At 72.2% G+C, this 24,699-nt stretch carries 21 protein-coding genes; 14 read left to right on the forward strand and 7 right to left on the reverse strand.

Annotation, left to right across the window (positions count from 1 at the left end; genetic code table 11):
- Nucleotides 1–14: 14 nt before the first annotated feature.
- Nucleotides 15–977, forward strand: a complete 963-nt coding sequence (locus HHX41_RS02015; protein WP_310741725.1) for a DUF5937 family protein — start codon at nt 15–17, stop codon at nt 975–977.
- Here the strand turns inward: HHX41_RS02015 and HHX41_RS02020 are convergent, their stop codons facing one another.
- Nucleotides 978–3,197, reverse strand: coding sequence for a sensor histidine kinase (locus tag HHX41_RS02020; protein ID WP_182904570.1), 2,220 nt, complete (start codon nt 3,195–3,197; stop codon nt 978–980). It lies immediately after the preceding gene.
- Nucleotides 3,198–3,453: 256 nt separating this feature from the next.
- Here HHX41_RS02020 and glnA (HHX41_RS02025) point away from each other — a divergent pair, with 256 nt between their 5' ends.
- On the forward strand, nt 3,454–4,815 hold the full coding sequence (glnA, locus tag HHX41_RS02025; protein WP_182904571.1) for a type I glutamate--ammonia ligase: 1,362 nt from the start codon (nt 3,454–3,456) through the stop codon (nt 4,813–4,815).
- Between the two features lie 156 nt (nt 4,816–4,971).
- Nucleotides 4,972–5,766, forward strand: coding sequence for a hypothetical protein (locus HHX41_RS02030; protein WP_182904572.1), 795 nt, complete (start codon nt 4,972–4,974; stop codon nt 5,764–5,766).
- Nucleotides 5,767–5,833: 67 nt separating this feature from the next.
- On the opposite strand, the gene HHX41_RS02035 is transcribed toward HHX41_RS02030, so the two are convergent.
- The gene (locus tag HHX41_RS02035) at nt 5,834–6,691 is read right to left on the reverse strand and encodes an alpha/beta hydrolase (protein WP_182904573.1); all 858 of its coding nucleotides are present in this window, start codon (nt 6,689–6,691) and stop codon (nt 5,834–5,836) included.
- A 69-nt stretch (nt 6,692–6,760) separates the two neighbouring features.
- Here HHX41_RS02035 and HHX41_RS02040 point away from each other — a divergent pair, with 69 nt between their 5' ends.
- The 5 genes from HHX41_RS02040 (at nt 6,761) to HHX41_RS02060 (ending at nt 14,540) form a co-directional block, all read left to right on the forward strand.
- Nucleotides 6,761–7,471 (forward strand): type 1 glutamine amidotransferase, encoded by a 711-nt coding sequence (locus HHX41_RS02040; RefSeq protein ID WP_182904574.1) that lies wholly within the window; start codon nt 6,761–6,763, stop codon nt 7,469–7,471.
- A gap of 257 nt (nt 7,472–7,728) precedes the next feature.
- Nucleotides 7,729–10,731 (forward strand): bifunctional [glutamine synthetase] adenylyltransferase/[glutamine synthetase]-adenylyl-L-tyrosine phosphorylase, encoded by a 3,003-nt coding sequence (locus tag HHX41_RS02045; RefSeq protein ID WP_182904575.1) that lies wholly within the window; start codon nt 7,729–7,731, stop codon nt 10,729–10,731.
- A gap of 250 nt (nt 10,732–10,981) precedes the next feature.
- Nucleotides 10,982–12,289, forward strand: a complete 1,308-nt coding sequence (locus HHX41_RS02050; RefSeq protein WP_310741726.1) for a hypothetical protein — start codon at nt 10,982–10,984, stop codon at nt 12,287–12,289.
- Nucleotides 12,290–12,370: 81 nt separating this feature from the next.
- Nucleotides 12,371–12,952, forward strand: a complete 582-nt coding sequence (locus tag HHX41_RS02055; protein ID WP_169978820.1) for a TetR/AcrR family transcriptional regulator — start codon at nt 12,371–12,373, stop codon at nt 12,950–12,952.
- The gene (locus HHX41_RS02060; RefSeq protein WP_182904576.1) at nt 12,936–14,540 is read left to right on the forward strand and encodes a nitrilase-related carbon-nitrogen hydrolase; all 1,605 of its coding nucleotides are present in this window, start codon (nt 12,936–12,938) and stop codon (nt 14,538–14,540) included. The genes HHX41_RS02055 and HHX41_RS02060 overlap by 17 nt, the downstream gene beginning before the upstream one ends.
- A 101-nt stretch (nt 14,541–14,641) precedes the next feature.
- On the opposite strand, the gene HHX41_RS02065 is transcribed toward HHX41_RS02060, so the two are convergent.
- Together HHX41_RS02065 and HHX41_RS02070 are read right to left on the reverse strand one after the other, a co-directional pair.
- Nucleotides 14,642–15,082, reverse strand: coding sequence for a nuclear transport factor 2 family protein (locus HHX41_RS02065; protein ID WP_182904577.1), 441 nt, complete (start codon nt 15,080–15,082; stop codon nt 14,642–14,644).
- 239 nt (nt 15,083–15,321) lie between these two features.
- On the reverse strand, nt 15,322–16,092 hold the full coding sequence (locus tag HHX41_RS02070; protein ID WP_182904578.1) for a neutral zinc metallopeptidase: 771 nt from the start codon (nt 16,090–16,092) through the stop codon (nt 15,322–15,324).
- Nucleotides 16,093–16,251: 159 nt separating this feature from the next.
- Here HHX41_RS02070 and HHX41_RS02075 point away from each other — a divergent pair, with 159 nt between their 5' ends.
- A complete protein-coding gene (locus HHX41_RS02075) occupies nt 16,252–16,770 on the forward strand; it encodes a GNAT family N-acetyltransferase (protein ID WP_182904579.1) in 519 nt (172 codons plus the stop codon).
- 98 nt (nt 16,771–16,868) lie between these two features.
- Complete coding sequence (locus tag HHX41_RS02080; protein WP_220503632.1) at nt 16,869–17,363, forward strand: hemerythrin domain-containing protein; 495 nt, start codon at nt 16,869–16,871, stop codon at nt 17,361–17,363.
- Here the strand turns inward: HHX41_RS02080 and HHX41_RS02085 are convergent.
- Together HHX41_RS02085 and HHX41_RS02090 are read right to left on the reverse strand one after the other, a co-directional pair.
- Complete coding sequence (locus HHX41_RS02085) at nt 17,360–17,968, reverse strand: bifunctional 2-polyprenyl-6-hydroxyphenol methylase/3-demethylubiquinol 3-O-methyltransferase UbiG (protein ID WP_182904581.1); 609 nt, start codon at nt 17,966–17,968, stop codon at nt 17,360–17,362. The two genes, HHX41_RS02080 and HHX41_RS02085, sit on opposite strands and share 4 nt — an antisense overlap.
- A gap of 15 nt (nt 17,969–17,983) precedes the next feature.
- Nucleotides 17,984–18,853, reverse strand: a complete 870-nt coding sequence (locus HHX41_RS02090) for a LysR family transcriptional regulator (RefSeq protein ID WP_182904582.1) — start codon at nt 18,851–18,853, stop codon at nt 17,984–17,986.
- Nucleotides 18,854–18,936: 83 nt separating this feature from the next.
- Here HHX41_RS02090 and HHX41_RS02095 point away from each other — a divergent pair, with 83 nt between their 5' ends.
- The 4 genes from HHX41_RS02095 (at nt 18,937) to HHX41_RS02110 (ending at nt 22,798) form a co-directional block, all read left to right on the forward strand.
- Nucleotides 18,937–20,178: an MFS transporter gene (locus HHX41_RS02095; protein WP_220503633.1), complete on the forward strand. Its 1,242-nt coding sequence runs from the start codon at nt 18,937–18,939 to the stop codon at nt 20,176–20,178.
- An 84-nt stretch (nt 20,179–20,262) separates the two neighbouring features.
- A complete protein-coding gene (locus tag HHX41_RS02100) occupies nt 20,263–20,991 on the forward strand; it encodes an HAD family hydrolase (protein ID WP_182904584.1) in 729 nt (242 codons plus the stop codon).
- Nucleotides 20,992–21,136: 145 nt separating this feature from the next.
- On the forward strand, nt 21,137–21,676 hold the full coding sequence (locus HHX41_RS02105) for a hypothetical protein (RefSeq protein WP_182904585.1): 540 nt from the start codon (nt 21,137–21,139) through the stop codon (nt 21,674–21,676).
- A 189-nt stretch (nt 21,677–21,865) separates the two neighbouring features.
- Nucleotides 21,866–22,798: a hypothetical protein gene (locus tag HHX41_RS02110; RefSeq protein WP_182904586.1), complete on the forward strand. Its 933-nt coding sequence runs from the start codon at nt 21,866–21,868 to the stop codon at nt 22,796–22,798.
- A 329-nt stretch (nt 22,799–23,127) separates the two neighbouring features.
- Here HHX41_RS02110 and glnA (HHX41_RS02115) read toward each other — a convergent pair whose 3' ends face one another.
- Nucleotides 23,128–24,552, reverse strand: a complete 1,425-nt coding sequence (gene glnA, locus HHX41_RS02115; RefSeq protein ID WP_169978793.1) for a type I glutamate--ammonia ligase — start codon at nt 24,550–24,552, stop codon at nt 23,128–23,130.
- Nucleotides 24,553–24,699: the final 147 nt, after the last annotated feature.

Here is a 24,699-nt window from a genome sequence, read left to right on the forward strand (position 1 = left end):
TAGGGGGAGCGGCCGTGCCGGTGGAGTGGCGTTTCACGCCGGACGACGTGGCGCGGCTGCGCTTCGCGTTCTCCCCGATGTGGGAGCTGGTGGCCAGCCTCCGGGTGCTGCGCGCGCCCGGCCGCCACTCGCTGCACCTGCCGTGGCTGCGGGCCGTACGGCCGCGCCTGCGCGAGGTGGATCTGACCGACCTGTTCGCGCTGGTCCCGGTGAGCGGCTACATGCCCGACTTCCTCACCCCGCCGCCCGACACGCCGTTGCCGGACTTCGCCGCCGAACTGGAGCGGGTGCGCGGCACGCCGCCCGGCACGGCGTACGAGGAGGCGGCCTGGGTGCAGACGCCCGACCCCGCGGCGCTGCGGCGGTTCACCGACGACCCGGCGGAGGGCGTGCGGCGGGCGGCCGACCGGTTGCGGGAGTACTGGACGGTCGCGTTCGAGGAGTTCTGGCCCAGGATCCGCGCGCTGCTCGAGGCCGACGTCATGTGGCGGGCCCGCACACTGGCGGCCGGGGGAGTGCGGGAGCTGTTCGCCGACCTGCACCCGGCCGTCGCCTGGCACGGCGACCGGCTCGTCACGGCCAAGAGCTGCGCCTACGACGGCGACCTCGGCGGGCACGGTCTCGTCCTCGTGCCGAGCGCCTTCGCCTGGCCGGACGTCTCGGTGATGTACGAGCCGTACCGGCCGATGCTGTGCTACCCGGCGCGCGGTGTCGGGACGCTGTGGTCGGACGGCACGCCCTGCACCCCCGAGGCGCTGGCCGCGCTCATCGGCCGCACCCGGGCGCAGGTGCTCACCGCGCTGGCCGAGCCCGGCTCGACCACCGGGCTCGCCCGGCGGCTCGGCCTCACGCCGGGCGCGGTCAGCCAGCACCTCACCGTGCTGTCCGACGCGGGCCTGGTGGTGCGGCGGCGGCTCGGCCGCGAGGTGCTCTACCGGCGGACCCCGGCCGGCGAGTCGCTCGCCGCGGTCTGCTGATCACCGCAGGTCCGGCAGGGCCGGTACGGCGGGCAGCCGGGCCGTGACCGTCGTCCCGAGGCCGGGTGCCGAGGTGACGGCGCAGGTGCCGCCCAGCTCGGCCGCCCGCTCGGTCATCGAGCTCATCCCCACGCCCGACCTGCGGCCCGGCGGGAGCCCCACGCCGTCGTCGGCCACGGTCACCCGCAGCTCGCCGTTCCTGTGCAGGACCACCCGCACGCGCCGGGCCCGCGCGTGCTTGCGCACGTTCGTCAGCGCCTCCTGCACGATCCGGTAGGCCGCCACCTCCACGGCGGCGGGCAGTCCCGACATGTCCCCGGTCACCTCGACCTCGGCCACCGACTCCTCGCCGGCCGCGAGCCCGGGACGCGCCTCCTCCGCCAGGGCCCGTACGGCTCCCGCCAGCCCGAGGTCGTCGAGGGCGGGGGGACGCAGGCCGTACACGAGCTGGCGGACGTCGGCCGTGACGCCGTTCATGCCTTCCCGCAGGTCCCGCAGCAGGGCGTCGGCCGTATCCGGGGACCGTTCCAGGGTGTGGCGCGCCATGTTGATCGCCATCGCCATCGAGGCCAGCGTCTGCCCGAGCCCGTCGTGCAGGTCGCGGCGCAGCCGCCGCCGCTCCTCCTCCCGCGCCGTCAGGATGCGCTCGCGGGAGCGCTGCAGCGCGGTGGTGAGCGACATCGTGTGGGCGGCGTCGGCGACGTACGGCGCGAGCACCGCGATCACGCGCTCGTCGTGGGCGGCGGGGAAGCGGCGCCCGCCCGGCGGGCCGATCAGCAGGCGGCCGACCGGCTCGCCGTGCCAGACCAGGGGCATCTCCCGTGCCACCGGCCCGGGCCGGCCGCTCGTCGTGACGCTCCCGTCGATCTCCACCGCGATGCCCGTGACCGACAGGCCTTCGCGCAGCACCTCCAGGGCGGCCAGCAGGGCGTGCGCGGGGTCGGCGTGCTGCAGCCGCCGCCGCAGCCCGGCGGCGAGCGCGAGCGGGTCGCCGCCCGTGCCGTACAGCGCGCGGTCGACGAGGCGCTGCAGCACGTTGCGGATGGGGTGGAAGAACGCCCCCGCGAACAGGGCCGCGGCCAGGCCGGCGAACCGGTCGACGCCGGACAGGATCAGGCTGGAGCCCGCCCCGACGAGCACGTAGACGGCGGCCACGACGCCGACCAGGCCCGCGCCGACCAGGGTCCTGCTGATCAGCGTGTCGATGCCGTACAGCCGGTAGCGCAGCACGGCGACCGCGATCGCGGCCGGCACCAGGGGGAGGGTGAGCGAGGCCGTCCACCAGACCGGATAGCCGATCACCCAGGGGACCACCACTCCGGCGATGGCCACGAGCGGCCACAGGATCTGGCGGCGCTCGATCCCGTCCGCCCGGTTGAAGCGGACGACGAGCGAGGAGAACGCCAGCGCCATGCCCACCGCGACGACCGTGTGCAGCACCTGCCGGGTGCCCTGGTAGTACGGCGCGAAGGCCGCCACCTCCAGCGCGTTGTACCCGGTGCGCACGCTCGACGGGGCGAACAGCGAGCACAGCCAGTCGAGGGCGAGGGCGGTGGCGGTCAGGCCCCCCGGCACGCACCACCGCTTGGACAGGATGCGCCCGGTGGGATACAGCAGCGGCAGCAGCACCCCGAGCGCGTACGTCGTGAGGTTCCACACGCCGTCGGCGAAGACCCAGAGCGGGTGGACCAGCGGATGGCCGCCGTGGTGGACGAGCAGGGTCGCCAGGTTGGCGGCGAGGATGTTGGCGGCCGCGCCCAGGCCGCCCAGGCACAGCAGCCAGCCCAGCAGCAGCCGGGGCCGCGAGATCACCAGCAGTGCCCCGAAGATCGGGAACGTGGTGCCCGCCACGTCCTCGGGCGCGAACGGCAGCGGGGTGTAGGGAGAGTCCGGCAACTGGGCGGTCACCCAGATGTCGGCCAGTTCCAGGCAGATCGCCACGCCGGCGATCGCCGACGCGACGGTGGGCCCGAGCGTCCGCACCCGGCCCGGCCAGTCGAGCGCGCGCAGCCGCCGCAGCCGCTCGACGGCGTGCGGGTGCGGGGCGCCGCCCTCGGCACCCGCCTCCGGCGCCCGGCCGGGCGCGGCACCGCCCCGGGGGCCGGTCACGGTGCCGGGGGATGCGGGCGCCGCCTCGTCCGAGGGGCCCCGCCGGTGTTCCGCGGTGTCGAGCAGCGGTCGTGCCACGGACGGGGGCTCCTTCGGGTTCTGCACCGGCATGCCGGGACGGTAAGGCGCGCGGGTCGACGCCCGATCAACGCCGGATCAACAGCAACGACGACCCGGCCGCGGGTTTGGTTCGGTGTGATCTTCATCACGTCTCTCCCGCGCCCGTCCTCGGCGTCGCCGCGGCGCCGCACGGCCCCCCGCCGTGGTGATCGGCAGGACGGCCGGCTCACACCTCCTCGTAACCCCTGTGAAACACTCACAAGGCAGACTGGTAGGCGACCAGACCTGTAACTCCGTGAGGTACGCCTTGGACCGCCAGCAGGAATTCGTCCTCCGCACGCTCGAAGAGCGAGACATCCGGTTCATCCGGCTGTGGTTCACCGACGTGCTCGGCTTCCTGAAGTCGGTGGCCATAGCGCCGGCCGAACTGGAGGGCGCCTTCGCCGAGGGCATCGGCTTCGACGGCTCGGCGATCGAGGGCTTCTCGCGGGTCTACGAGTCGGACATGCTGGCCAAGCCCGACCCGTCGACGTTCCAGATACTGCCGTGGCGCAGCGAGTCGCCGGGCGCCGCCCGCATGTTCTGCGACATCCTGATGCCGGACGGCTCGCCGTCGCACGCCGACCCGCGCTTCGTGCTCAAGCGGACGCTCGCGAAGGCGGCCGACATGGGCTTCACGTTCTACACCCACCCCGAGGTGGAGTTCTTCCTGCTGCGCAACCGGCCGGAGAAGGGCGAGCGGCCCGAGCCCATAGACGAGGGCGGCTACTTCGACCACACGCCGCACAGCGCGGGCCACGACTTCCGCCGCAACGCGATCATGATGCTGGAGTCGATGGGCATCTCGGTGGAGTACAGCCACCACGAGGGCGCGCCGGGCCAGCAGGAGATCGACCTGCGCTACGCCGACGCGCTGACCACGGCCGACAACATCATGACGTTCCGGCTGGTGATGAAGGAGGTGGCGCTGGAGCAGGGCGTGTGGGCCTCGTTCATGCCCAAGCCGTTCACCGACTTCCCCGGGTCCGGCATGCACACCCACATGTCGCTGTTCGAGGGCGACCGCAACGCCTTCTACGAGCCCGGCGCCGACTACCAGCTCTCCAAGATCGGCCGGTCGTTCATCGGCGGCCTGCTCAGGCACGCCGCGGAGATCACCGCGGTCTGCAACCAGTGGGTCAACTCCTACAAGCGGCTGTGGGGCGGCGCGGAGGCCATCGCCGGCGCCGGCGGCGAGGCCCCCTCGTACATCTGCTGGGGGCACAACAACCGCTCCGCGCTCGTGCGCGTGCCCATGTACAAGCCGCACAAGGGCGGTTCCACCCGCATCGAGTTCCGGTCGGTCGACTCCTCCTGCAACCCGTACCTCGCCTTCGCCGTCATCCTGGCCGCCGGGCTCAAGGGCATCGAGGAGGGGTACGAGATGCCGCCGGGCGCCGAGGACGACGTGTGGGCGCTGACCAGCGCCGAGCGGCGGGCGCTCGGCATCCAGCCGCTGCCCCAGTCGCTGGACGAGGCGATCTCGGCCATGGAGCGCAGCGAGCTGGTCGCCGAGACGCTGGGCGAGCACGTCTTCGACTACTTCCTGCGCAACAAGCGCGCGGAGTGGCAGGACTACCGCCGCCAGGTGACCGAGTACGAGCTCGGCCGCTACCTGCCCGTGCTGTGACGGAGGTCATCCGTCACCGCGGCGTTACAGGCCGCAAATCTTCCTGACACTCGCGCCTGTTTAGCTGGTCCCTCTACCGGAACAGTAAAATCGGCTCACTTGTTGCGACTGTTACGGTGAGCCGTACCAAGCGTGACTCAGGGAGGGCGTGGCCATATGACGGCGGCTGCGGGGCTGCAGACCGGTCTGACCGTACCGAAGCGTTTCCGGGGACCCGAGGGCACCGCCAACGGCGGATGGATCGCGGGCACCCTCGCCGGCACGCTGACCGGGGGCGGTCACGACTGTCCGGTGGAGGTCACCCTCCGCAGACCGGTCCCGCTGGAGACCGCCCTGCCGGTCGAACACGTCGGCAACGCCGTCGTCCTCAGCGAGGACGGCGGCCATCTCGTCGAGGCGATCCCCGTCGCCGAGACGCTGGCGCCGCCGCCGTTCGTGCGGTTCACCGACGCGGCCCGCGCGGAGGCGGGTTTCCCGGGCAGGAACGGCCACGCCATCGCGGGCTGCTTCGCCTGCGGGCTGCGCGAGCCGGGCGACGGGCTGCGGATCTTCCCCGGCCCGGTGCAGGACCCGGTCGAGGGCGTGGTTGAGGGCGCGGTGGAGGACCCGGCGGAGGGCGCCGAGCTCGTGGCCGCCGGCTGGCGGGTGCCGTTCAACGTGACCGACGAGCAGGGCGTGGTGCCCGACTCGATCGTCTGGGCGGCGCTCGACTGCGCCACCGGCTGGGCCCACTACCGCAGCTTCCCGGACCGGACGCCGATCCAGCCCCCGCTGCTCGGGCGGCTGACCGGGCAGGTCTTCCGCCGGGTGTACCCGATGGGCAGGTATTCGGTCGTGGCCCGGGCCGAGGGCCGCGACGGCCGCAAGCTGTTCGGCACAAGCGCGGTCTACGAGGTGGACGGCACGCTCGTCGCCGCGGCCAGGGCCATCTGGATCCTGCCCCGCCAGTGATCCCGCTCAGTGAGCCCGCGGACAGGGCGGTCGCGGGTGACCCGCGGCCGCCCGGCCGGCGGAGGCCTCATCCGGTGAGGCGGGCGGCCACGACCGCGGCGCAGCGGGGGTCGAACAGGATCGTGTAGTGGTTGCAGTCCGGCACGACCTCGTCGCGCAGACCGGGCAGTTCCGCCGCCCACCGCGCGGTCAGGTCGTCCGGGAGCATGCCGACGTCCTGATTCAGCAGCCCCCTCGGCGCGCGGAGCAGGAGCGGCGCCGGCTCGACGGCCTTCAGGGCCGTCACGATCGCCTCGTGCTCGGTGAGCAGCCAGCGGCCGTCCTGTCGTACGGCGTCCTCGCGGGCGCGTGAGCGGACGGCGCCGTCCGGCCCGGTGGCGTCGTAGCGGACGTACTCCTCGACGAGCGGGGACCAGTCCCGGGCGAGCGCGGGATGGGCGCGGAAGAAGTCGAGGTAGGCCTCCACGCTCGGATAGGTCTGCGAGAGCCGGGCGATGGCCGGGCCGAGCGTGGCCTGCAGCACCTCGTCGGGGTCGGCGCCGTCCGGCAGCGGCAGCGGCAGGCCGCCGTCCACGAGCACCACCCGGGCGTAGCGCCGCCGCGCGCCGTGCAGGGCCGCGACGTAGGCGCCCATCGAGTGGCCGGTGAGGACGCTCGTGCCGTCCGCGCCGACGTGTTCCGCCACCCGCTCCAGGTCCTCGGCGTGCCGGTCCAGGCCGTACGGGCCGGGCAGGCCGGCGCTGTGGCCGCGCCCGCGCAGGTCCACGGCGACCAGCGACCAGCCGGGCGGCAGCGCCTCGGCCACACCCCGCCACGACATGAGGGAGGCGGTGATGCCGTGCGCCGCGATGATCAGGCGGGGACCGCCGCCGAACCGGGCGATCCGCAGCCGTCCGCCGGGGACGGCGACCTCGTCGATGTTCATGGTGGGGACTGTACGGTACGACCCCCTCAGGTATCGCCTGTCCCGATATGTGTCTTTAAGCTCTGCCCCATGGGTGAACGTCTGATCGTCATCGAGCACGAGGCCGACGCCGGTCTGGGCTTTTTCGCCGGATGGCTGGAGGCCGCGGGGGTCGAGGCCGAGGTCGTCCGGCCCTACAAGGGAGAGCCGGTGCCCGGCCGTGCCCCCGCCGGGCTGCTGGTTCTCGGCGGCGCCGCGGCGGCCTGGGACGACGAGGGGTACGGCTGGCTGCCGGCCACCAGGGACCTGCTCGCGCGCGCCGTCGACGAGGAGGTGCCGACGCTCGGCGTCTGCCTCGGCGCCCAGCTCATGACGATGGCCTGCGGCGGCACGGTCGAGCGCGGCGCCGCGGGCGTGGAGATCGGGCTGGGGGAGATCGAGCCGCTGCCCGGGGCCGCCGCCGACCCGCTGCTGTCCGCGCTGCCCGCGCCTCCGGACGGCCGGGTCAGGGCCGTCCAGTACCACTACGACGCCATGACCGCCCTGCCCGAGGGCGCCGTACGGCTGGCCACCGGCACGATGTACGCCAACCAGGCGTACCGGCTCGGCGACCGCGCCTGGGCCGTGCAGTTCCATCCCGAGGCCACGCCCGAGATCTTCGCCTCCTGGACCGTCGGCGGCGACCTGCCGCCGGAGCGGGCCGTAGAGCTGAACGCGCAGGTCGAGGCGGCCGAGGAAGAGCTGAGGCGCACCTGGAGGCCGCTCGCCGAGGCGTTCGCGGCCCTGCTCGCCCGGTCCTGACCCTCCCTGCCGTCGCCGCACGGGTGCGCGGCCAAAACGCGTGATGGGCCGATTACGCAGAGAAACCGCTAAGGACGCGCACAACCCTGAGGGTTAGCGTGTGCGCTGAGCCCGGCAGGCGCCGGGCCACGACAGCCAAGGTCGGCTCCCCGGAGGGACCGATCTCTGCGAGGAGGCTTCCATCCCATGTGTACCGTTACTGGGAAGGTTTGTCTCGGGGGGCCGACGTGATCGACGTCGGGGTGGAGGAAGGAACGGTGAACGCCGCGCCTCGGATACAGACGACGGCAGGGCGCCTGGCCGCGCTCGGATTCGCCGACGGCGCGCGGGCCGAGAGGCTGCTCGACGAGCTCGGCCCCGAGGCGGTCGGCGACTTCGCGCTGCTCGACGACCTCGTCCGGGCCGCCGACCCGGATCTGGCGCTCACCACGCTGAGCCGCCTGGTCGAGCGGGACCCGAGCGTGCTCGGGGCGTTCCGCGCGGACCCGGACCTGCGCCGCAGGCTGCTCGGCGTGTTCGGGCTCAGCGCGGCGCTCGGCGAGCACGTCGTACGGCACCCGGAGTGCCTGCCCGCGACGCGGTGGACCCAGTGGCCCGCGACCGGCGAGCTGCGTGAGGAGATGCTGCTCGCGGTCGGCGCGGACCCGGACGACGCCGAGCCGGTGGCCGCGGGCGTGACCGGGGGGACCACGGCCACCGAGCCGGGCCCGGCGATGGACGCGCTGCGCGTCGCCTACCGCGGCCGCCTGCTGCACCTGGCCACGCGGGACGTGACCGGCGAGTGCACGCTCGCCGAGGTCGCCGCCGCGCTGGCCGACCTGGCCTCGGCCGCGCTGGAGGCCGCGCTCGCCGTCGCCAGGGCCGAGGTGGCCGACGCGGGCGACGTACGCCTGGCCGTCATCGGCATGGGCAAGTGCGGCGCCCGCGAGCTGAACTACATCTCCGACGTCGACGTCGTCTTCGTGGCCGAGCCCAAGGAGGGCGTGGACGAGACCAAGGCGCTGCAGACCGCCACGCGCCTGGCGCAGGGCATGATGCGGGCCTGCTCGGCGAGCACCCCCGAGGGCGCGCTGTGGGAGGTGGACGCCAACCTGCGCCCCGAGGGCAAGATGGGCCCGCTCGTACGCAGCATGGAGAGCCACCTGACCTACTACCGGCGGTGGGCCAAGACGTGGGAGTTCCAGGCGCTGCTCAAGGCGCGCCCCGTCGCCGGCGACCTGGAGCTCGGCCAGCAGTACGTCGCCGCGGTCAACGAGCTGGTGTGGCAGGCCGCGGCCCGGCCCAAGTTCGTCGAGGACGTGCAGTCCATGCGCCGCCGCGTGGAGGCGCACGTGCCCGCGGGCGAGGCCGACCGGCAGATCAAGCTCGGGCCGGGCGGGCTGCGGGACATCGAGTTCGCCGTCCAGCTCCTCCAGCTCGTGCACGGCCGGTCCGACCCGCTGCTGCGCCGCCGGGCCACGCTGTCGGCCCTCGCCGCGCTCTCCAGAGGCGGCTACGTCGGCCGCGACGACGCCAAGTCGCTCGCCGAGGCCTACACCTTCCTGCGCCAGGTCGAGCACATGCTCCAGCTCCACCGGCTGCGCCGCACCCACGTGGTGCCGTCGGACACCGCCGACCTGCGGCGGCTCGGCCGGGGGCTGGGCATGACGACCGACCCGGTGGGGGAGTTCACCACCACCTGGCGGCGGCACGCGCTGGAGGTGCGGCGGCTCCACGAGAAGCTGTTCTACCGGCCGCTGCTGCAGGCCGTCGCCCGGCTGCCGGAGACCGAGGCCCGCCTGTCCACGGCCGCGGCCACCGCGCGGCTGGAGGCGCTCGGATACGCCGACCCCGAGGGCGCGCTGCGCCACATCGCCGCGCTCACCAGCGGCGTCTCCCGCCGGGCGGCCATCCAGCGGACGCTGCTGCCGGTCATGCTCGGCTGGTTCGCCGACGCCCCCGACCCCGACGCCGGCCTGCTGGGCTTCCGTCAGGTGAGCGAGAAACTCGGCACCACGCCGTGGTACCTGCGCCTGCTGCGCGACGAGACCGCCGTGGCCGAGCGGCTCGCCCACCTGCTCGGCACCAGCCGCTACGTCACCGGGCTGCTGCTGCACGCGCCCGAGGCCGTCGCGATGCTGGGCTCGCCCGCCGAGCTGGCCGTACGGCCTGCCGCGACGCTCGCCGCGGAGGCCGCCGCCGCGGTGGGCCGCCACGCGGGGAGCGCCGAGAACGCCGTCGCCGCCGTCCGGGCCCTGCGCCGCAGGGAACTGCTCCGCACGGCCTGCGCCGACCTGTCCGGGCTCATCGACATCGAGGAGGTCGGCCAGGCGCTCTCGTCGCTCAACGACGTCACGATCCAGGCGGCGCTGGACACGGCGATCAACAAGGTCACGCTGGAGCGGCGGGCCGCGTTCCCGACCCGGATCGCGGTGATCGCCATGGGCCGCCTGGGCGGCCTGGAGAGCTCCTACGCCAGCGACGCCGACGTCATGTTCGTGCACGCGCCGCTGCCGGGGGTGGCCGAGCGGGACGCGACCGACGCCGCGCACGCGGTCGCCGAGGAGACGCGCAGACTGCTCGCGCTGCCCGCCCCCGACCCGCCGCTGCAGATCGACGCGAGCCTGCGGCCGGAGGGACGGCAGGGGCCGCTCGTGCGGACGATCGCCTCCTACCGGGCCTACTACGACCGCTGGGCCTCGCACTGGGAGGCCCAGGCGCTGCTGCGGGCCCGGTTCTGCGCGGGCGACGCCGAGCTCGGCCACGAGTTCGTCGTGCTCGTCGATCCGCTGCGCTACCCGGCCGAGGGCATCTCCGCCGACGCCGTACGCGAGATCCGCAAGCTCAAGGCGCGGATGGAGGCCGAGCGGCTGCCGCGCGGGGCCGATCCGGCCCTGCACACCAAGCTCGGCAGGGGCGGGCTGAGCGACGTGGAGTGGGTGGCCCAGCTGATCCAGCTGCGGCACGCGGGAGCCGTACCGGCGCTGCGCACCACCCGCACCCTGGACGCGCTGCGCGCGGCGGCGGGCGAGGGCCTGCTCGACCCGGCTGACGAGGCGGTGCTGGCGGAGGCCTGGCTGTTCGCCTCGCGCATCCGCGACGCCCTCATGCTGGTGCGCGGCCGGGCGGCCGACAGCATCCCCACCCCGGTCAAGGAGCGCGTGCTGCTCGCGCGGGCCCTCGGCTATCCCCCGGAGGGCACCGAGGACTTCATCGAGGACTACCGGCGCGCCACCCGGCGGGCCAGGACCGTGGTCGAGCGCGTCTTCTACGAGGACTGAGCGGGGCCCTGGGCCGGGTCAGAGCTTCCGGCCCACGGCCCCGTACCCGCCGTGTACGCGGTCGGCAAGCAAGGGGACCTCGTCCGGCTCCGCGGGAGTGGGCGTCTCGTCGGCCATTGCCGTACTCCAGAGGGACGTGGTTGTACCTGATCTTATCCATCTGCGTGATCACGCCTGGGCCGTTCGATCGAGACCGAGGGTCGCGGAAAGCATTGCCCGTGCAGAGGGCGACGCTGTATCAACGGTACGGGTGATCTCTTTGATCTCGTATTACGCCGATTTGGCCATCGGACTGGTCCTGGCCTTCCTGTTGCTGTCGCTTCTCGTCAGCGGCATCAACGAGGGCATCGTCAGGCTGCTCGGAATCCGCAGCAAGTTCCTGTGGGCGTACCTGCGCGACACCCTCGACGGCGCGGAGACGGCGGACGGGACCTCCCGGCTCGACCGCGTCCTCGACGTCCTGAAGAGGTTCGGGCGCAGGGCGAGGCCGCCGCTGACGCAGGCGGCCTCGCCGGAGGAGGGCCGCTCGCGCCTGCCCGCCAGTGTGATGGGGGTGTTCGCGCGGCTGCCGTTCGGCCGGGACCCGCGGCCCGCCTTCAGCCGCCAGCCGCCGCCCGTGGAGAGCCCGCCGCTGGCCGCCGCCGCCGGCTCCGTGGCCGCCGAGCAGATGGCGGCGGCCGGGACGGCGGCGGACCCGGCTCCGGCGGACGCGCGGGTGGACCCCGCGCACCCGGCGGAACAGGCCGACCCGGTGGAGACCGCCGTCCTCGCCGCGGACGCCTCGGCCGTGCTGCCGCCCGCTCAGGGCAAGTCGATGGCCGAGTTGCTCCACGAGCGCCTGCAGGAGATCGACCACGCCAAGCGCGGCCGGACGAGCATCGCCGACATCCCGCCCGCGCGCTTCGCCGTCGCCGTCCTGGAGATCGCCACCGAACACGGCGGCGTGGAGACCCTCATGCGGGACCTCGACGCGCTCAAGAGCCCCTTCTCCCGGCCGCTCAAGGCCGTGTGGGACAGGGCGAGCCACGACCTGGAGGCGTTCCGGCGGGGCGTGGAGGACTGGTTCGACGGCGAGATGGAGCGGCTCAGCCTGCTCTACCGGCGCTACGTCCGCTGGGTCCTCGTCGCGCTCGGCCTCGTCGTGACGCTGGTGTTCAGCATGGACTCGCTGGAGTACGGCAAGAGCCTGCTGCGCGACAACGCCTACCGCAGCGCGGTGACCGCGTTCGGCCAGTCCGGCCCCCAGGCGCTGGAACCCCTGCGCGAGCAGTGCGAGCCGGGCCGGGACCCCTACGCGTGCGTCACCGACGTGCTGAGCACCCCGGCGTTCGTGAAGATCTTCACGCACGCCCCGGTGAGCGTCACCATGGACGCCTCCGGCGGCCCGGCCTGGGCCTGGCGCGGCGGGGACTGGTGGGGGCGTCTGACGTCGCCGGGCCACTGGCCGGGATTCCTCGTCACCCTGCTGGCCCTGCTGTTCGGCGCGCCGTTCTGGTGGGACATCCTGCGCCGCGTGAGCGGCCTTCGCGCCAGGACCTCCGGCTCGACCCCCTCCTGACGCGCGGCGGCACGGCACCTGGTCCGTCTCGGGCCGCCGTCATGTATACGCCGTAGATCTAATGCGTATACAGTGTTAACCATGATCGAGGGGGACACGGCCGCACGCATCGCGGCGACCGCGCGGGAGATCCTCGTCGCGGAGGGAGCCGAGGCGGTCACCATGCGGCGGGTGGCGGAGGCGGTCGGCGTGACGCCGATGGCCATCTACCGGCACTTTCCCGGCAGGGACGCCCTGCTGGGGGCCGTCGCGGAGGCCTCGTTCCGCGAAATGGCGGGGTACTGGGGCAGGCGCGGCGCCGACGGGGGCTGGGAGGCCCGGATGAACGGCCTGCTCGACGACTTCCTCGACTTCGCGCTGAGCAGGCCCCATCTGTACACGTTCCTGATAACCGACCGGAGGGAGGAGGCGCGCCGATTCCCCGAGGACTTCCGCGGCGGCGGCGCGGTGCCGTTCAGCCACGTGGTCGAGGGGATCGAGCAGGGCATGCGGGAGGGACGCCTGCGGCCCGACGACCCCCTCGAGGTCGCCATGGGCGTGATCGCGCTGGTCCAGGGCCTCGTCCAGCTCTACCTGGGCAACCGGATCGGCATGCCGGAGCAGGAGTTCCGTTCGCTGTGCGAGCGGTCCGCGTGGAGGATGATCAATGGGCTTACCCGCTGAACCACGTACGGCGGCCTCGCGGGCCGCAGGGGGCACGGATCGCGCGCGGCGCGCGGTGGCCGTGGCCGCCGTCCTCGTGTGCTCGGCCTCGTCGTTCTCGATCGGCACGGGGCTGTCCCCGGTGCCCGCCGTGGCCTGGCTCGCCCCGTTGGCGGTTCTCCTGCTGGCCCCGCGGGTCACCGCCGGGTGGAGCGCCGCCGTCGCCTTCGCGGCGTACCTCGCCGGGACGGCCGGCAGCTGGGACTACCTCCTGCGGCCCCGCCCGTCCCTCGCGATCCCGCTGCCGGCCGCGCTGTCGATCATCGTCGGCGGGTCGGCGCTCTTCGCCCTGACCACGCTCCTGTTCCGCGCGCTCGTCGTCCGCGGCCTCGTGACGCTCGCCGCGTTCGCCGCCCCCGCGGCCTGGGTGAGCGGCCTCTACCTGGCCTCGCTCGCCAGTCCCTCCGGTGTCCTGGGGCCGCTCGCGACCTCCCAGGCCGACGTCACCACGGTGGTCCAGATCGCCTCCGTCACGGGTGCCTGGGGGGTGGAGTACCTCGTCCTGTTCGCGTCCTCGGCGCTCGCGGCGCTGTTCGCGCCCGGCTGGACGCCCTCCGCCGTGGCGCTGTACGCGCCTCGTGTCCCGTGGGCCGTACGGCTGCGCGCCGGGGCCGCCGCGGCCGGGGTGCTCGCGCTCGCCCTCGGGTACGGCGTGCTCCGGCTGCAGGGCGCGCCCGGCACGGGAAGCCCGCAGGACGTCGCCGTGGTCGCCAGGGCCGGGGGCCACTGGGGCGTCGACGTCTCGACCCGCGAGGGTGAGTCGCTGCTCAGGGCATACGCGGACCGGATCGCCGCGCTGCCTGCCGGGGTGCGGCTCGTGGTGCTGCCCGAGGCCGCGTTCGCCGCGGACGACGCCTCCCTGGCGTCGCTCGTGGGCCCGATGGCGCGCGTCGCCCGTTCGAAAGGCACGGCCATCGTGGCCGGGCTGCTCCACACCACGGCCGAGGGGAGGTACAACTCGGCCCTGGCGATCCCGGCGGACGGCGGCGCGCCGGTGGAGTACCACAAGTGGAACGCCGGGCCGGGCGAGGCCCTGCGGCCCGGCCACGACCTGGTCTTCCTCCCCGGCGGCTCCCGCGTCGCCCTGGAGGTCTGCGCGGACGTGAACGTCCCCGCGCCCACCCGTGACTACGCGGCGGCGGGGGCCGCCCTGCTGGCGGTGCCGGCGTCGGACGAGGACGTCGACGGGTGGCAGCACAGCCGCACCGCCTTGCTGCGCGGGGTGGAGCACGGGCTGGCCACGGCGTGGTCGGGGCAGCGCGGCACGCTGATGATCGCCGACGGCCGTGGGCGGGTGCTGGCCGAGGACGTGACCGCCCGCCGTCGCGACTTCGCCGTCGCGTCCGCCCGGGTGGCGCCGGGGCCGGGCGCCACGCTCTACACCCGGCTCGGGGACGCGTTCGCCTGGCTCTGCCTCGTCATCGTGCTGACCGGCCTGGTCCTTGTCCGCCGTACCCGGGCGCCGCGGCCCGGCCGTGCGGCGGCGGCGGTCGGGATGCCCGGGCGCCGGGAGGCGGCCCGGCCCGCGCCGAACAGCGCGATGGAGTAGCCGCCGGACCGGGAGGAGACGGCCCGCTCGGTGGGCAGACTCCGGCTCCGGTGACGCCGCGGTCGGCACGAACCGAGGCGTCACCGGCGGCACCGCCCGCGTCAGGGCTCGAGGTCGGTCACTCCCCGGCCGCTCGCCATGTCGAGCGGCACGGAAACCTGGTCGTGCGCGATCAACCAGTCGCCGCCGGTCTTCCGGAAGCAGAAAGTGCCCCGGACCCACATGCCGCTCGTCGCCGTCCCGTTCCTCATCGTGCCGCTGAGCCGGCCGAAGCAGTGACCGAACGCCACGTCATCGCCCACGGTGAGGGTCAGGTCGCGAACCTCGTAATCCACCTCCCGGAAGAACGCGAACACGTTCGCCCAGTTCTTCAGCTTCGCGTCTATCCCCACGTGCTGCAGTGGCGGCTCGACGTCGAAGGACACGACGTCCGTCGCGTAGAGCCGCCTCAGGCCTTCGAGGTCCCCGGCCCGGATTCCTTCGACGATCCTGCCGATCTGCCGCCTGATCGTGGCTTCGTCTTCCTCGCGTCGCGTGGGCATCGCCACCCGTCCCTTCGATTCGGTGTGCGATCTCGGCTTCTCACAGGTACGACCGGACAGCACCGCGAAATGTCAGGTCCCGGCGACGGTGACCGGGGAAGCGGCGCGCGGCGGCGCGAGGGCGCACGACGCCGATGTGGACGTACGACGGGATCTCCGGGGCCGACGTGAGCGTGGGCGGCCGGCCGCGCCGGCCGGGCCGCCCACGCCGACGCGGTCAGCCGGTGCCGGAGACCACGTCACGCCACCTTGGAGGACGGGGCGGCCCACGTGTTGCAGGAGCCGGGGTCGCCGGACTTGAACCCGGCGTTGGCCCAGTAGGTGATCGACTTCCTGCTGCCGCCGTCCTTGCCCGCCCAGCCGCGCACGTAGTAGAGCAGGTCGTCCCAGTCCTCGGGGTCGCGGTGGAGGGACTTCCAGACGCTGCGGATGAAGGCTCCGCCGAAGCAGTGGCCCTGCAGGTTGTAGCGCCGGTTCTGCTCGGCGAGCTCGGCCTTGTTCCGGGAGTCGAGGTTTATCCAGGCCCGGTAGATGCCGGCGGCGTTCTGCACGTGCTCGCCGTAGAACGTCGCCACCAGGTTGAACAGATAGAGATCTCCCGGATCCTCCAGGAGGTCCTTCGAGAGCACGATCAGAAGCGTACGGCTCTCGTCACAGTAGTAGGCGTCCCAATCGTCCTTGCGCCACTTCACGCCGCAGAACTTCGCCGGCACTTTGTCGGCGTAGGTGAGCTTCATCCGGGACTGCTTCAGGCCCGCCTTGCGCAATTGGGCGGTCCACGAGCGGTCGACACATCTGAGCACACCGGCCAGATAGCTCTTGGCCGACGCCGCGTTGTTCTTCTTCACCGGTCTTTCCCGGCAGGAGGTGGTCGGCAAAGGTCCCGCGCTGTACAGGCGGTTGCCGGTGAGGGTCGTGTTCTTGATCGGGTGGGCGGCGGCCGGGGAGGAGACGGCCGGGACGAGCCCCAGCGTCACCGAACCGGCGAGCGCGATCATGGCGAGTTTCACGAACGACGAGGTTAGGCCAGAACAAAGCACGCGCAAAGCCGATTACGAATAATGATTCGCCTTTACGTACGAACCTGCCCATTATGGAGCCGCCGCTCGTCCCCGCGAGAGGATAACCGGGCGCCGGAATCGGCGGCCGAAAGCGGATACGGAGTGTGCATGGTCATCAGACGCGCCGAACCGGCGGACGCCGGGGCGATCGCCGCCGTCCACGTCCGGTCGTGGCAGGCCGCCTACCCGGGGCTCATGCCCCAGGCCCATCTCGACGGTCTCACCCCGGCCATGCGTCTGCCCGTGTGGGAGCGGCTGCTGGGGGAGTCCCCGCGGCGTACGGAGGTCCTCGTGGCGGAGGTGGACGGCTCCGTCGCCGGATTCGCCGCGTTCGGCCCCGGCCGGGACGACGACGTCGATCCCGCCTCGGTGGCGGAGGTCTCGGCGATCTACCTGATGCCCGAGGTATGGGGCGCCGGGGTCGGCGGGCGGCTCATGTCCGCCGCACTGGACAACCTCGCCGCCGCGGGGTACGAGCAGGCCACCCTCTGGGTCGTCGAGGGGAACGCCCGAGCCCGGCGGTTCTACGAGCGCGGCGGCTGGCGCCCCGACGGGGCCGTGCAGCGGGACGAGTCGGACGGCTTCCCGCTGACCGAGGTCCGCTACCGCCGGTCCCCGCACCGTTGACGCATCGGCCGGCGTGGTGATAGATCCTCTGCCAGCGTCGCGGTGCACCCGGCAAGGAGACCGCCGAGGGCATGGAGGCGCCGGTACAAGGGACGACCTTGACGACATCGCATGGACGCCTGAGGGCGTTCGGCAACCAGCTGATCGACGTGCACATCTGGCTCCGCGAGGAGCTCGCGGCGCTGCGCGAGGACATCGACGCCCACCTCGCCGGAGGCGCCCGCCCCCGCGAACTGCGGGCCCACTGCCTCGCCTTCTGCTCCGCGCTGAACCGCCACCACACGGGTGAGGACGACGGGGCGTTCCCGGAACTCGCCCGGCGGTTCCCCGAGCTGCGCCCGGTGCTGGAGGAACTACGCCGCGACCACCGCCTGGTGGAGGATTGTCTGCGGCGGCTCCAGGACCTCGCCGGCCGTCTGGACCAGGCGGCGGACCCGGTGGAGGTCCGCCGCGAGCTGGACAGCCTGGCCGCGCTCATGGAGACGCACTTCGTCTACGAGGAGAAGCGGATCGTCTCGGCGCTCAACGCGCTGGACGTGCCGGGCTGGGACCGCTCCCGGCCGGAGTTCCTGCGCACGGGCGAGGAGCACTAGGGCTTCGTCCAGGTGAGGGAGTACCGGCGGAGCACGTGCCGGCGGTAGCGCACGCCGGGCAGGGATCGGCGTGCCGCCGCCCGCACCTGCCCATAGCTCATCCGCGGGCCGGTCACCGGCATCCCCTCGGGCTCCCGCGCGCGGCGCAGCACTTTGACGATCCGTACGACCGGGGCGGCCGCGATCGTGGCCGCCCAATCGGCCGCAGACGCCTCGCGGGCCAGACCGACCACCACTAGCGTGCCGCCGGGCCGCAGCAGTTCGCGCATCCGGGTGAGGGCGGGGTCGAAGTCCATGTGATGGATCGCGGACACCGAGCAGACGAAGTCGTACCCCTCGACGGGCAGGGCGGCGGTGAGGAAGTCGCCCTCGACGAAGGTGAGCTCCGGCCGTCCGGCGGACAGCTCGCGGGCGCGCGCGATCATCGCCGGTGACCTGTCGAGGCCGGTGACGCGCTTCGCCCGGCCGGTCAGCTTCCGCGCGAGCAGGCCGTCGCCGCAGCCGACGTCCAGCGCGTCGCCGCACCACTCGGGCACCGCGCGGAGGATGCCCGCGTGCCGGGCGACGTTGGTGTTCCAGTACGGCTTCGGGCCGGTCCGGCGCATCAGGTCATCGTAGTTTCACGCATCGGGCGTCACGACGAAGTCCCGGAATCGGACGGCAGGGGCGGCCAGGGCGTGGTCCGTACGCCACGTGAGGCCGATGGTGCGGCGGGCGGCCTCCGCCGCGATGCGGACGCCGACGGTGCCGGACTGGCCGGCGAAGGGTTCCGGGACGACGGCCACGCCGAGCCCGGCCGCGACCAGGCCCTCGATGGTCGCGAGGTCCTGGCTCTCGAAGGAGACCGCGGGGGACACCCCGGCGTCGCGCAGCAGCGCGTCGACCAGGGCCCGGTAGCCGAAGCCGACCGGCGTGGTGACGAGCTCCTCGTCCGCCAGCTCCCGCAGCTCCACCTCCTTGCGGTCGCGTAGCCGGTGGCTCGGCGGCACGACGAGCACGAGCCGCTCCTCCTGCAGGGGGTGCCAGCCGAAGTCTCCGGACGGGCGTGGGGACACGATCGCGAGATCGGCCGCCCCCGTGCGCAGGTCCCGCACGATCTCGTGCGCCGGCTCCTGGCGCAACAGGATCCGCATCCGGGGCGCGTACTCGTGGAAGGAGCGCAGCAACCGGGGGACGAGGGAGGTGGCGATGGAGTCGAGGAAGGCCAGGCGCACCACGCCGGTGTCCGGGTCGAGCAGGCTCCGGAGGTCGGCGAGGAGCTGTTCGTAGCGCGCGGTGAGGTCGCGCGCGGCCGCCACCACGACTGTCCCGTTGGGCGTCAGGTGCACGCCGTCCGGCGCGCGTTCGAACACCCGGGTGCCGAGCTCGGCCTCCACCCGGGCGAGGGCGCGGGAGAGCGTCGGCTGGCTGGTGCGGAGGACGGCGGCGGTGTCGGTCACGTGCTGGTGGTCGGCGAGGGCGACCAGCCAGGACAGGTCCCGGAGCAGCATGCCCGCCATCATACGCATGACGCATCGAAACTGGCTCTTCATCGCATTGGACGCATATGCCCAGGAAGTGCACAGTCGTGGGGGTGACCGCTGTTCTTGAGACCTCCGCCGTGGAAGGACACCTGCCGGGAACCACCGGCTACCGGCGCGTCGTCGTCGCGCTGTTCGCCGCCGGGGTGGCGACCTTCGCGCTGCTGTACAGCACGCAGGCGATCCTGCCCGAGCTCGCCGCGCGGTTCGGGGTGTCCACCGCGGAGAGCACGCTGAGCGTGTCGCTCACCACGCTCGGGCTCGGCGTCGCGCTGCTGGTGGCCGGCCCCCTGTCCGACGTCGTCGGACGCACCCGGCTGATCCACCTGTCGCTGACGGCGTCCGCCGTCGTCGCGGCGGCGTGCGCGCTTGCGCCCGGCTGGCCGGCGCTCATGGTCCTGCGGCTGCTCCAGGGCGTCGCGCTGGCCGGGCTCCCCGCCGTCGCCACCGCCTACCTGCGCGAGGAGCTGCACCCGTCCACGCACGCCCGCGCCGCCGGTCTGTACGTCGGCGGCACGGCGCTCGGCGGGATGGCCGGCCGCCTCCTGACCGGCGGGGTCGCCCAGGCCGTCGGCTGGCGCTGGGCCCTGGCCGCGGCCGCCGCCCTCGGCCTCCTGTGCGCCCTGACCGTACGTGTGCTGCTTCCGGCCTCCCGGCGCTTCGTCGCGGCCCCGGCGGGCGTCCGCGCACTCCTGCGGGGGAGCCTGCGCGCGCTGTCGGACCGCGGACTGCTGGCGTTGTACGGCATCGGCGGCTGCTCGATGGGGGCCCTGGTCGCGGTGTTCAACACCCTGGGCTTCCGGCTCGCGGACGCGCCGTTCCACCTCGGTCTCGGCGCCGCCGGCCTGATGTTCCTCGTCTATCCCGTCGGCTCCGTCAGCTCCGCGGTCTTCGGCCGGCTGGCCGACGCCCGCGGACGCCGGACCGTGACGCCGCTGGGCTGCCTTCTGGCCGTCGCCGGCGCCCTGGTCACGCTGTCGTCCTCGCTGCCGGTGGTGGTCGTCGGCCTCGCGCTCCTGACCGCGGGCTTCTTCGCCGTCCATGGAGTGGCCAGCGGATGGGTCCCGGCCCGGGCGTACGCGGGCGGGGTGTCCACGGGACAGGCCGCGTCGCTCTACCTGTTCACCTACTACCTGGGGTCCTCCGTCTTCGGCAGCCTCGCGGGCCGCGCCTGGACGGACGCCGGGTGGCCGGGCGTCGTCGCCCTCGCCGTGCTCCTGCTCACCGCCACCGGCGCTCTCACGCTCCTGCTGCGCAGGACCCCCGCCCTCCCGCCGTATGGCACAGCACGGTGAACGTACGCGTACGGCTGCGGTAGACATCCCAGGCACGACGGCGTGAATTCAGCCGCCGATCGTCTCTGTGAGAGATTTCCGCTCATGAGCATGAGGGTGCGGCCGCATGTCGCCCGGGTCCTGGCACGGACCCACACCGTTCTGATCCCGCTCGACGGGACGCTTTGTGATTTCTTCCGCGGTGTGGACACGGCGGCGATCGCGAACGGGATCTACGAGATGCTCTTCTCGGCAGGGCACAGGATGTCGGTCCTGACTGCCATCGAGCCCGACCCTCTCGCCAAGATGGGCTATGCCTACAGCGTCGGCCCTAACTACGGCGCGCAGGCTGAGGAGATGGTGAGGGAGGCCGAGCTGGCGGCGGCCACGACGGCCGTGCCCGCATCGGGAGCGCAGGAGGTGTTGCAGGCCTGCCGGGCCAGTGGCAGGCGCGTCGTCGTGGTCGGCGACACCTGCTCCGCCGCTATAGAGGCATACCTCGACCTGCACGGCCTACGCCACCTGGCGGAGGCGGTCGTCGGGCGTGAACAACGGCCGGCGTTGTCGGAATGGCCGGGGGTCGACCTCGTGCGGCAGGCGGTGAAGGCGCTGGGAGCGGAACCGTCCGGCTGCACCCTGGTCAGCATGTCCGTCCTGGGAATGTGGGTGGCGGCAGAAGTCGGCATCCGGGCGATCGGTGTGGTGAGCAGGAACGGCAGCCGCAAACATCTCGCCGGCATCGGCGGTTCGGTCGTCGTCTCCACGCTTCCCGAACTCGCTGGTGCTCTCACCACCGTCCCGGTGATGGGCTCCCACGCGTCCCGCAGTGGGTGAACAGGGCCGCGGTGACCGCGGTCAGACGCAGGCCCTCCAGGGCGGACAGATCATCACCTCACCGCCCAGGGCCGAGGCTCGCACTTCAACCGGGTCACCACTCCACGATCGATCTTGTCGGTGGCGGTGTCTACGCTCTGCGCCCATGAGTGACGATCAGCAGCGGACCGTACGCCTGCAGGTGGAAGTGGAGGACTGCGGTGTCGCCTACCTGGCGGACGATGAATTCAGCGAAGATGTGGAAACGCCGGCCCAGTCCGCTCGGATCATCGAGGTCGAGAAGGGCTTTGCCACCCTGCACATCACCCACCAGTGGGGACCGGCCAATTTCACGGTGACGGTCGCCGACCGGGATCCGGGGGCAGACCGGGAGGGTTATGAGGACATCGTGGAAGTCAGCTACGTGTCCGGGTCGGGCCGATTGGAGATGACGGGGTTCAGCTTCGGCGAGAGTGTCATGTGCCCCCTGCCCGCTCTCCCGGCAGGGCCGGGGGCCTATCGCATCCGGTACCACGTCAAGGGCATGGACACCGAGGGCACAGAGGACGCCGTCGACGACCACTACCTCCAGATCTGGCCCGCGCCCATCGGGGATCCCGTCGTCGTCAAGGCCACGACCCAAGCATTTGAGTACTTTCTCGATCCGGAGAAGTACGAGCGGAGCCACGGGGAAAACGCCCGCTGAATCATCGACCCGCAGATGGGCGGTCGGAGGAAATCCGGGCTCTGCGAGAAACGACTCGTGCTCGCCTCCGCAAATGCTACGCTGCCGCACCATTGAAGATCGTTATATCCGATTTCCGGCTCTTATCGAAGGCATGTATTGATGCGCCGATTACCAGTTCTCTTATCCGCCGTACTTGTCGGTCCGGCGGTGACGCTCTCCGTCCCGGCCGTGGCCGAAGCCGCCGTTCCCGATGTGGTCCGAGCCGTGCAGAACCAGCTCGCCAAGGGCGCGAGCGTCAGGTTCACCCAGTACGGAGGCGCTTTTCTCGGGGCCAGGAGCAAATATGACGGTCACCAGTCCAATCCGTACCGCTTCAATGTGCTGCAGAACGGAACGCTGCTTCTCGGCAGGCGTGGCGTCGCCGCGGCGGGCATCACGCGCCAGGTGCAGTTCGGCCGCTATGATCTCCCGCTGGCCAAGGAACGTGCCGCCGAAGGCGATCTGGTCTCGCAGAGCCTGATCGCGCAGACTCAGTCGCATCGCTGGGTCAATACGGATGGCCGGTTCTACAGCACCGGGCGCCTGTGGACCGCGGGCCTGCCCAAGGGAAAGACCTGGGCGGCGCGCGGCAAGCGCAGCGCCGGAGCCACGGCCTTCGGCGACCAGGTCGTCAACATCTTCGAGATCGCGACGCTCAAGGCACTGATCGCCCACGCGGACAGGCGCAAGTTCAACCTGCCGAATCCCGCCGGCAAAACCCCGGACCTCAAGGTGACCGGCTTCTACGACGGCACCATCACGTTCGCCGAGCTCTACCGGCTCTCACCCACGTTCCGCGAGGTGGCGGGGAAAGGACCCGACCCTGCTTACGCGAATCTGGTCCTGAGGTGGAGCGTCGCCTTCGACAGGCGGGGTCTCCCCTTCATGGTCACCTCAAGCTGGACCACCCAGGGACAGAGAAAGCCCTTCAGCAGGAGCGGCGTCAGAACCGATATCCAGTCCTGGGGCGCGGCCGCGACCATAACGGCACCCAGACCGTCTCAAGCCGGTGTCGTCCGCGCTCCCGCCGGCGGCCTTCCCGAATTCGACGACATGGTGGAAATCATCAGAGAGGACGCTCGGCCGACCTTCAAACAGTGAGACAGGGGAGCAGACCAGGCCGTCCTGAAGCGCTCGCGAACGGCGACGGCGGCACGCCGGCCGGTCCCGCGGCCACCGTCCGGCTCGAACCGGCGCCGTGGGCGCCCGCGCCGAGCATGCCGGCTACCGCTTCTGAACACGGTACCGCCGCAGCAGTGCCGTGATCTTCTCGCCGTTCGTATGACGTCGGGGGAGGAACGCATGCGAAAGGCCATCGACCGTGCCTTCGGTGCGGCGCCGGTCGATGGCCATCCTGCGGACGTGAGTGCCCTGGATGTGCCCTGAGCGGGGTCCGTACGGTCTCCCGCCCAGGTCAACAGGTCAGCGGATCACACGTCGTAGTAGAGCTCGAACTCGTGCGGGTGCGGGCGGAGACGGATCGGGTCGACCTCGTTCTCGCGCTTGTAGGCGATCCAGGTCTCGATGAGGTCCGGCGTGAACACGCCGCCCTCGAGCAGGTAGTCGTGGTCGGCCTCGAGGGCGTCGAGCACCTTCTCCAGCGAGCCCGGCACCTGCGGGATGTTGCGGGCCTCCTCCGGCGGCAGCTCGTACAGGTCCTTGTCGACCGGCTCCGGCGGCTCGATCTTGTTGCGGATGCCGTCGATGCCGGCCATGAGCATGGCGGCGAAGGCGAAGTACGGGTTGCAGGACGGGTCCGGCACGCGGAACTCGATGCGCTTGGCCTTCGGGTTCGAGCCCGTGATCGGGATGCGGACGCAGGCCGAGCGGTTGCGCTGGGAGTAGACCAGGTTGACCGGGGCCTCGTAGCCGGGCACCAGGCGGTGGTAGGAGTTCACCGTCGGGTTGGTGAAGGCCAGCAGCGACGGGGCGTGCTTGAGCAGGCCGCCGATGTAGTAGCGGGCGATGTCCGACAGACCGGCGTAGCCGACCTCGTCGTAGAACAGCGGCTCGCCGTCCTTCCAGAGCGACTGGTGGCAGTGCATGCCGGAGCCGTTGTCACCGAAGATCGGCTTGGGCATGAACGTGACCGTACGGCCCGCCTGGATGGCCGTGCTCTTGATGATGTACTTGTACAGCATCAGCTTGTCGGCCGTCTGGAGCAGCGTGCCGAACCGGAAGTCGATCTCGGCCTGGCCGGCGGTGCCCACCTCGTGGTGCTGCATCTCGGTCTCGATGCCGGCCTCGATGAGGTTGCGGACCATCTGCGAGCGCAGGTCGGTGAAGTGGTCCATCGGCGGGACCGGGAAGTAGCCGCCCTTGTAACGGGGCTTGTATCCCAGGTTGCCGCCCTCGGAGGCCTTGCCGGTGTTCCAGGCGCCCTCGATGGAGTCGATGTAGTAGTAGCCGGCGTTGGCGCGCGTCTCGAAGCGGACGTCGTCGAAGATGTAGAACTCGGCCTCGGGGCCGAAGAACACGGTGTCCGCGATGCCGGTGCCCTTGAGGTACTCCTCGGCCTTGCGGGCGACGTTGCGCGGGTCGCGGCTGTAGGCTTCGCCGGTCAGCGGGTCGTGCACGAAGAAGTTGATGTTCAGCGTCTTGTGCTGGCGGAACGGGTCGAGCACGGCCGTCGTCGGGTCGGGCAGCAGGAGCATGTCCGACTCGTGGATGGCCTGGAACCCGCGGATCGACGAGCCGTCGAACATGAGGCCGTCGGTGAAGACGTTCGGGCCGAAGTTCTCGGACGGGAAGGTGAAGTGGTGCGTCGTCCCCGGCAGGTCCGTGAACCTGACGTCGACGAACTGCACACCCTCGTCCCGGATGAACTTGAGGACGTCATCGGCGGAGTTGAACACTCTCGAACCTCCCAGGGGCATGGGCTAGCAACCCGAAAGTAGGCCGGTGCCGTTTCCGCCCCGTGTCTCGACTGTTTCGCGCGTGTTAAGGGAAAGCGCTACCCGGGCGGTCGCGGCGATAACGTCGGCCCGCCGTTCCCCGGTCTC

It is taken from the genome of Microbispora sp. H13382 (assembly GCF_014161445.1).
Lineage (GTDB): Bacteria > Actinomycetota > Actinomycetes > Streptosporangiales > Streptosporangiaceae > Microbispora.

What these genes read in the sequence shown, in the direction of transcription:
- HHX41_RS02020 (WP_182904570.1), bottom strand. Translation starts at nt 3,197, where the DNA reads ATGCCGGTGCAGAACCCGAAGGAGCCCCCGTCCGTGGCACGACCGCTG.
- HHX41_RS02030 (WP_182904572.1), top strand. Translation starts at nt 4,972, where the DNA reads ATGACGGCGGCTGCGGGGCTGCAGACCGGTCTGACCGTACCGAAGCGT.
- HHX41_RS02035 (WP_182904573.1), bottom strand. Translation starts at nt 6,691, where the DNA reads ATGAACATCGACGAGGTCGCCGTCCCCGGCGGACGGCTGCGGATCGCC.
- HHX41_RS02040 (WP_182904574.1), top strand. Translation starts at nt 6,761, where the DNA reads ATGGGTGAACGTCTGATCGTCATCGAGCACGAGGCCGACGCCGGTCTG.
- HHX41_RS02055 (WP_169978820.1), top strand. Translation starts at nt 12,371, where the DNA reads ATGATCGAGGGGGACACGGCCGCACGCATCGCGGCGACCGCGCGGGAG.
- HHX41_RS02060 (WP_182904576.1), top strand. Translation starts at nt 12,936, where the DNA reads ATGGGCTTACCCGCTGAACCACGTACGGCGGCCTCGCGGGCCGCAGGG.
- HHX41_RS02065 (WP_182904577.1), bottom strand. Translation starts at nt 15,082, where the DNA reads ATGCCCACGCGACGCGAGGAAGACGAAGCCACGATCAGGCGGCAGATC.
- HHX41_RS02075 (WP_182904579.1), top strand. Translation starts at nt 16,252, where the DNA reads ATGGTCATCAGACGCGCCGAACCGGCGGACGCCGGGGCGATCGCCGCC.
- HHX41_RS02085 (WP_182904581.1), bottom strand. Translation starts at nt 17,968, where the DNA reads ATGCGCCGGACCGGCCCGAAGCCGTACTGGAACACCAACGTCGCCCGG.
- HHX41_RS02090 (WP_182904582.1), bottom strand. Translation starts at nt 18,853, where the DNA reads ATGCTGCTCCGGGACCTGTCCTGGCTGGTCGCCCTCGCCGACCACCAG.
- HHX41_RS02100 (WP_182904584.1), top strand. Translation starts at nt 20,263, where the DNA reads ATGAGCATGAGGGTGCGGCCGCATGTCGCCCGGGTCCTGGCACGGACC.
- HHX41_RS02105 (WP_182904585.1), top strand. Translation starts at nt 21,137, where the DNA reads ATGAGTGACGATCAGCAGCGGACCGTACGCCTGCAGGTGGAAGTGGAG.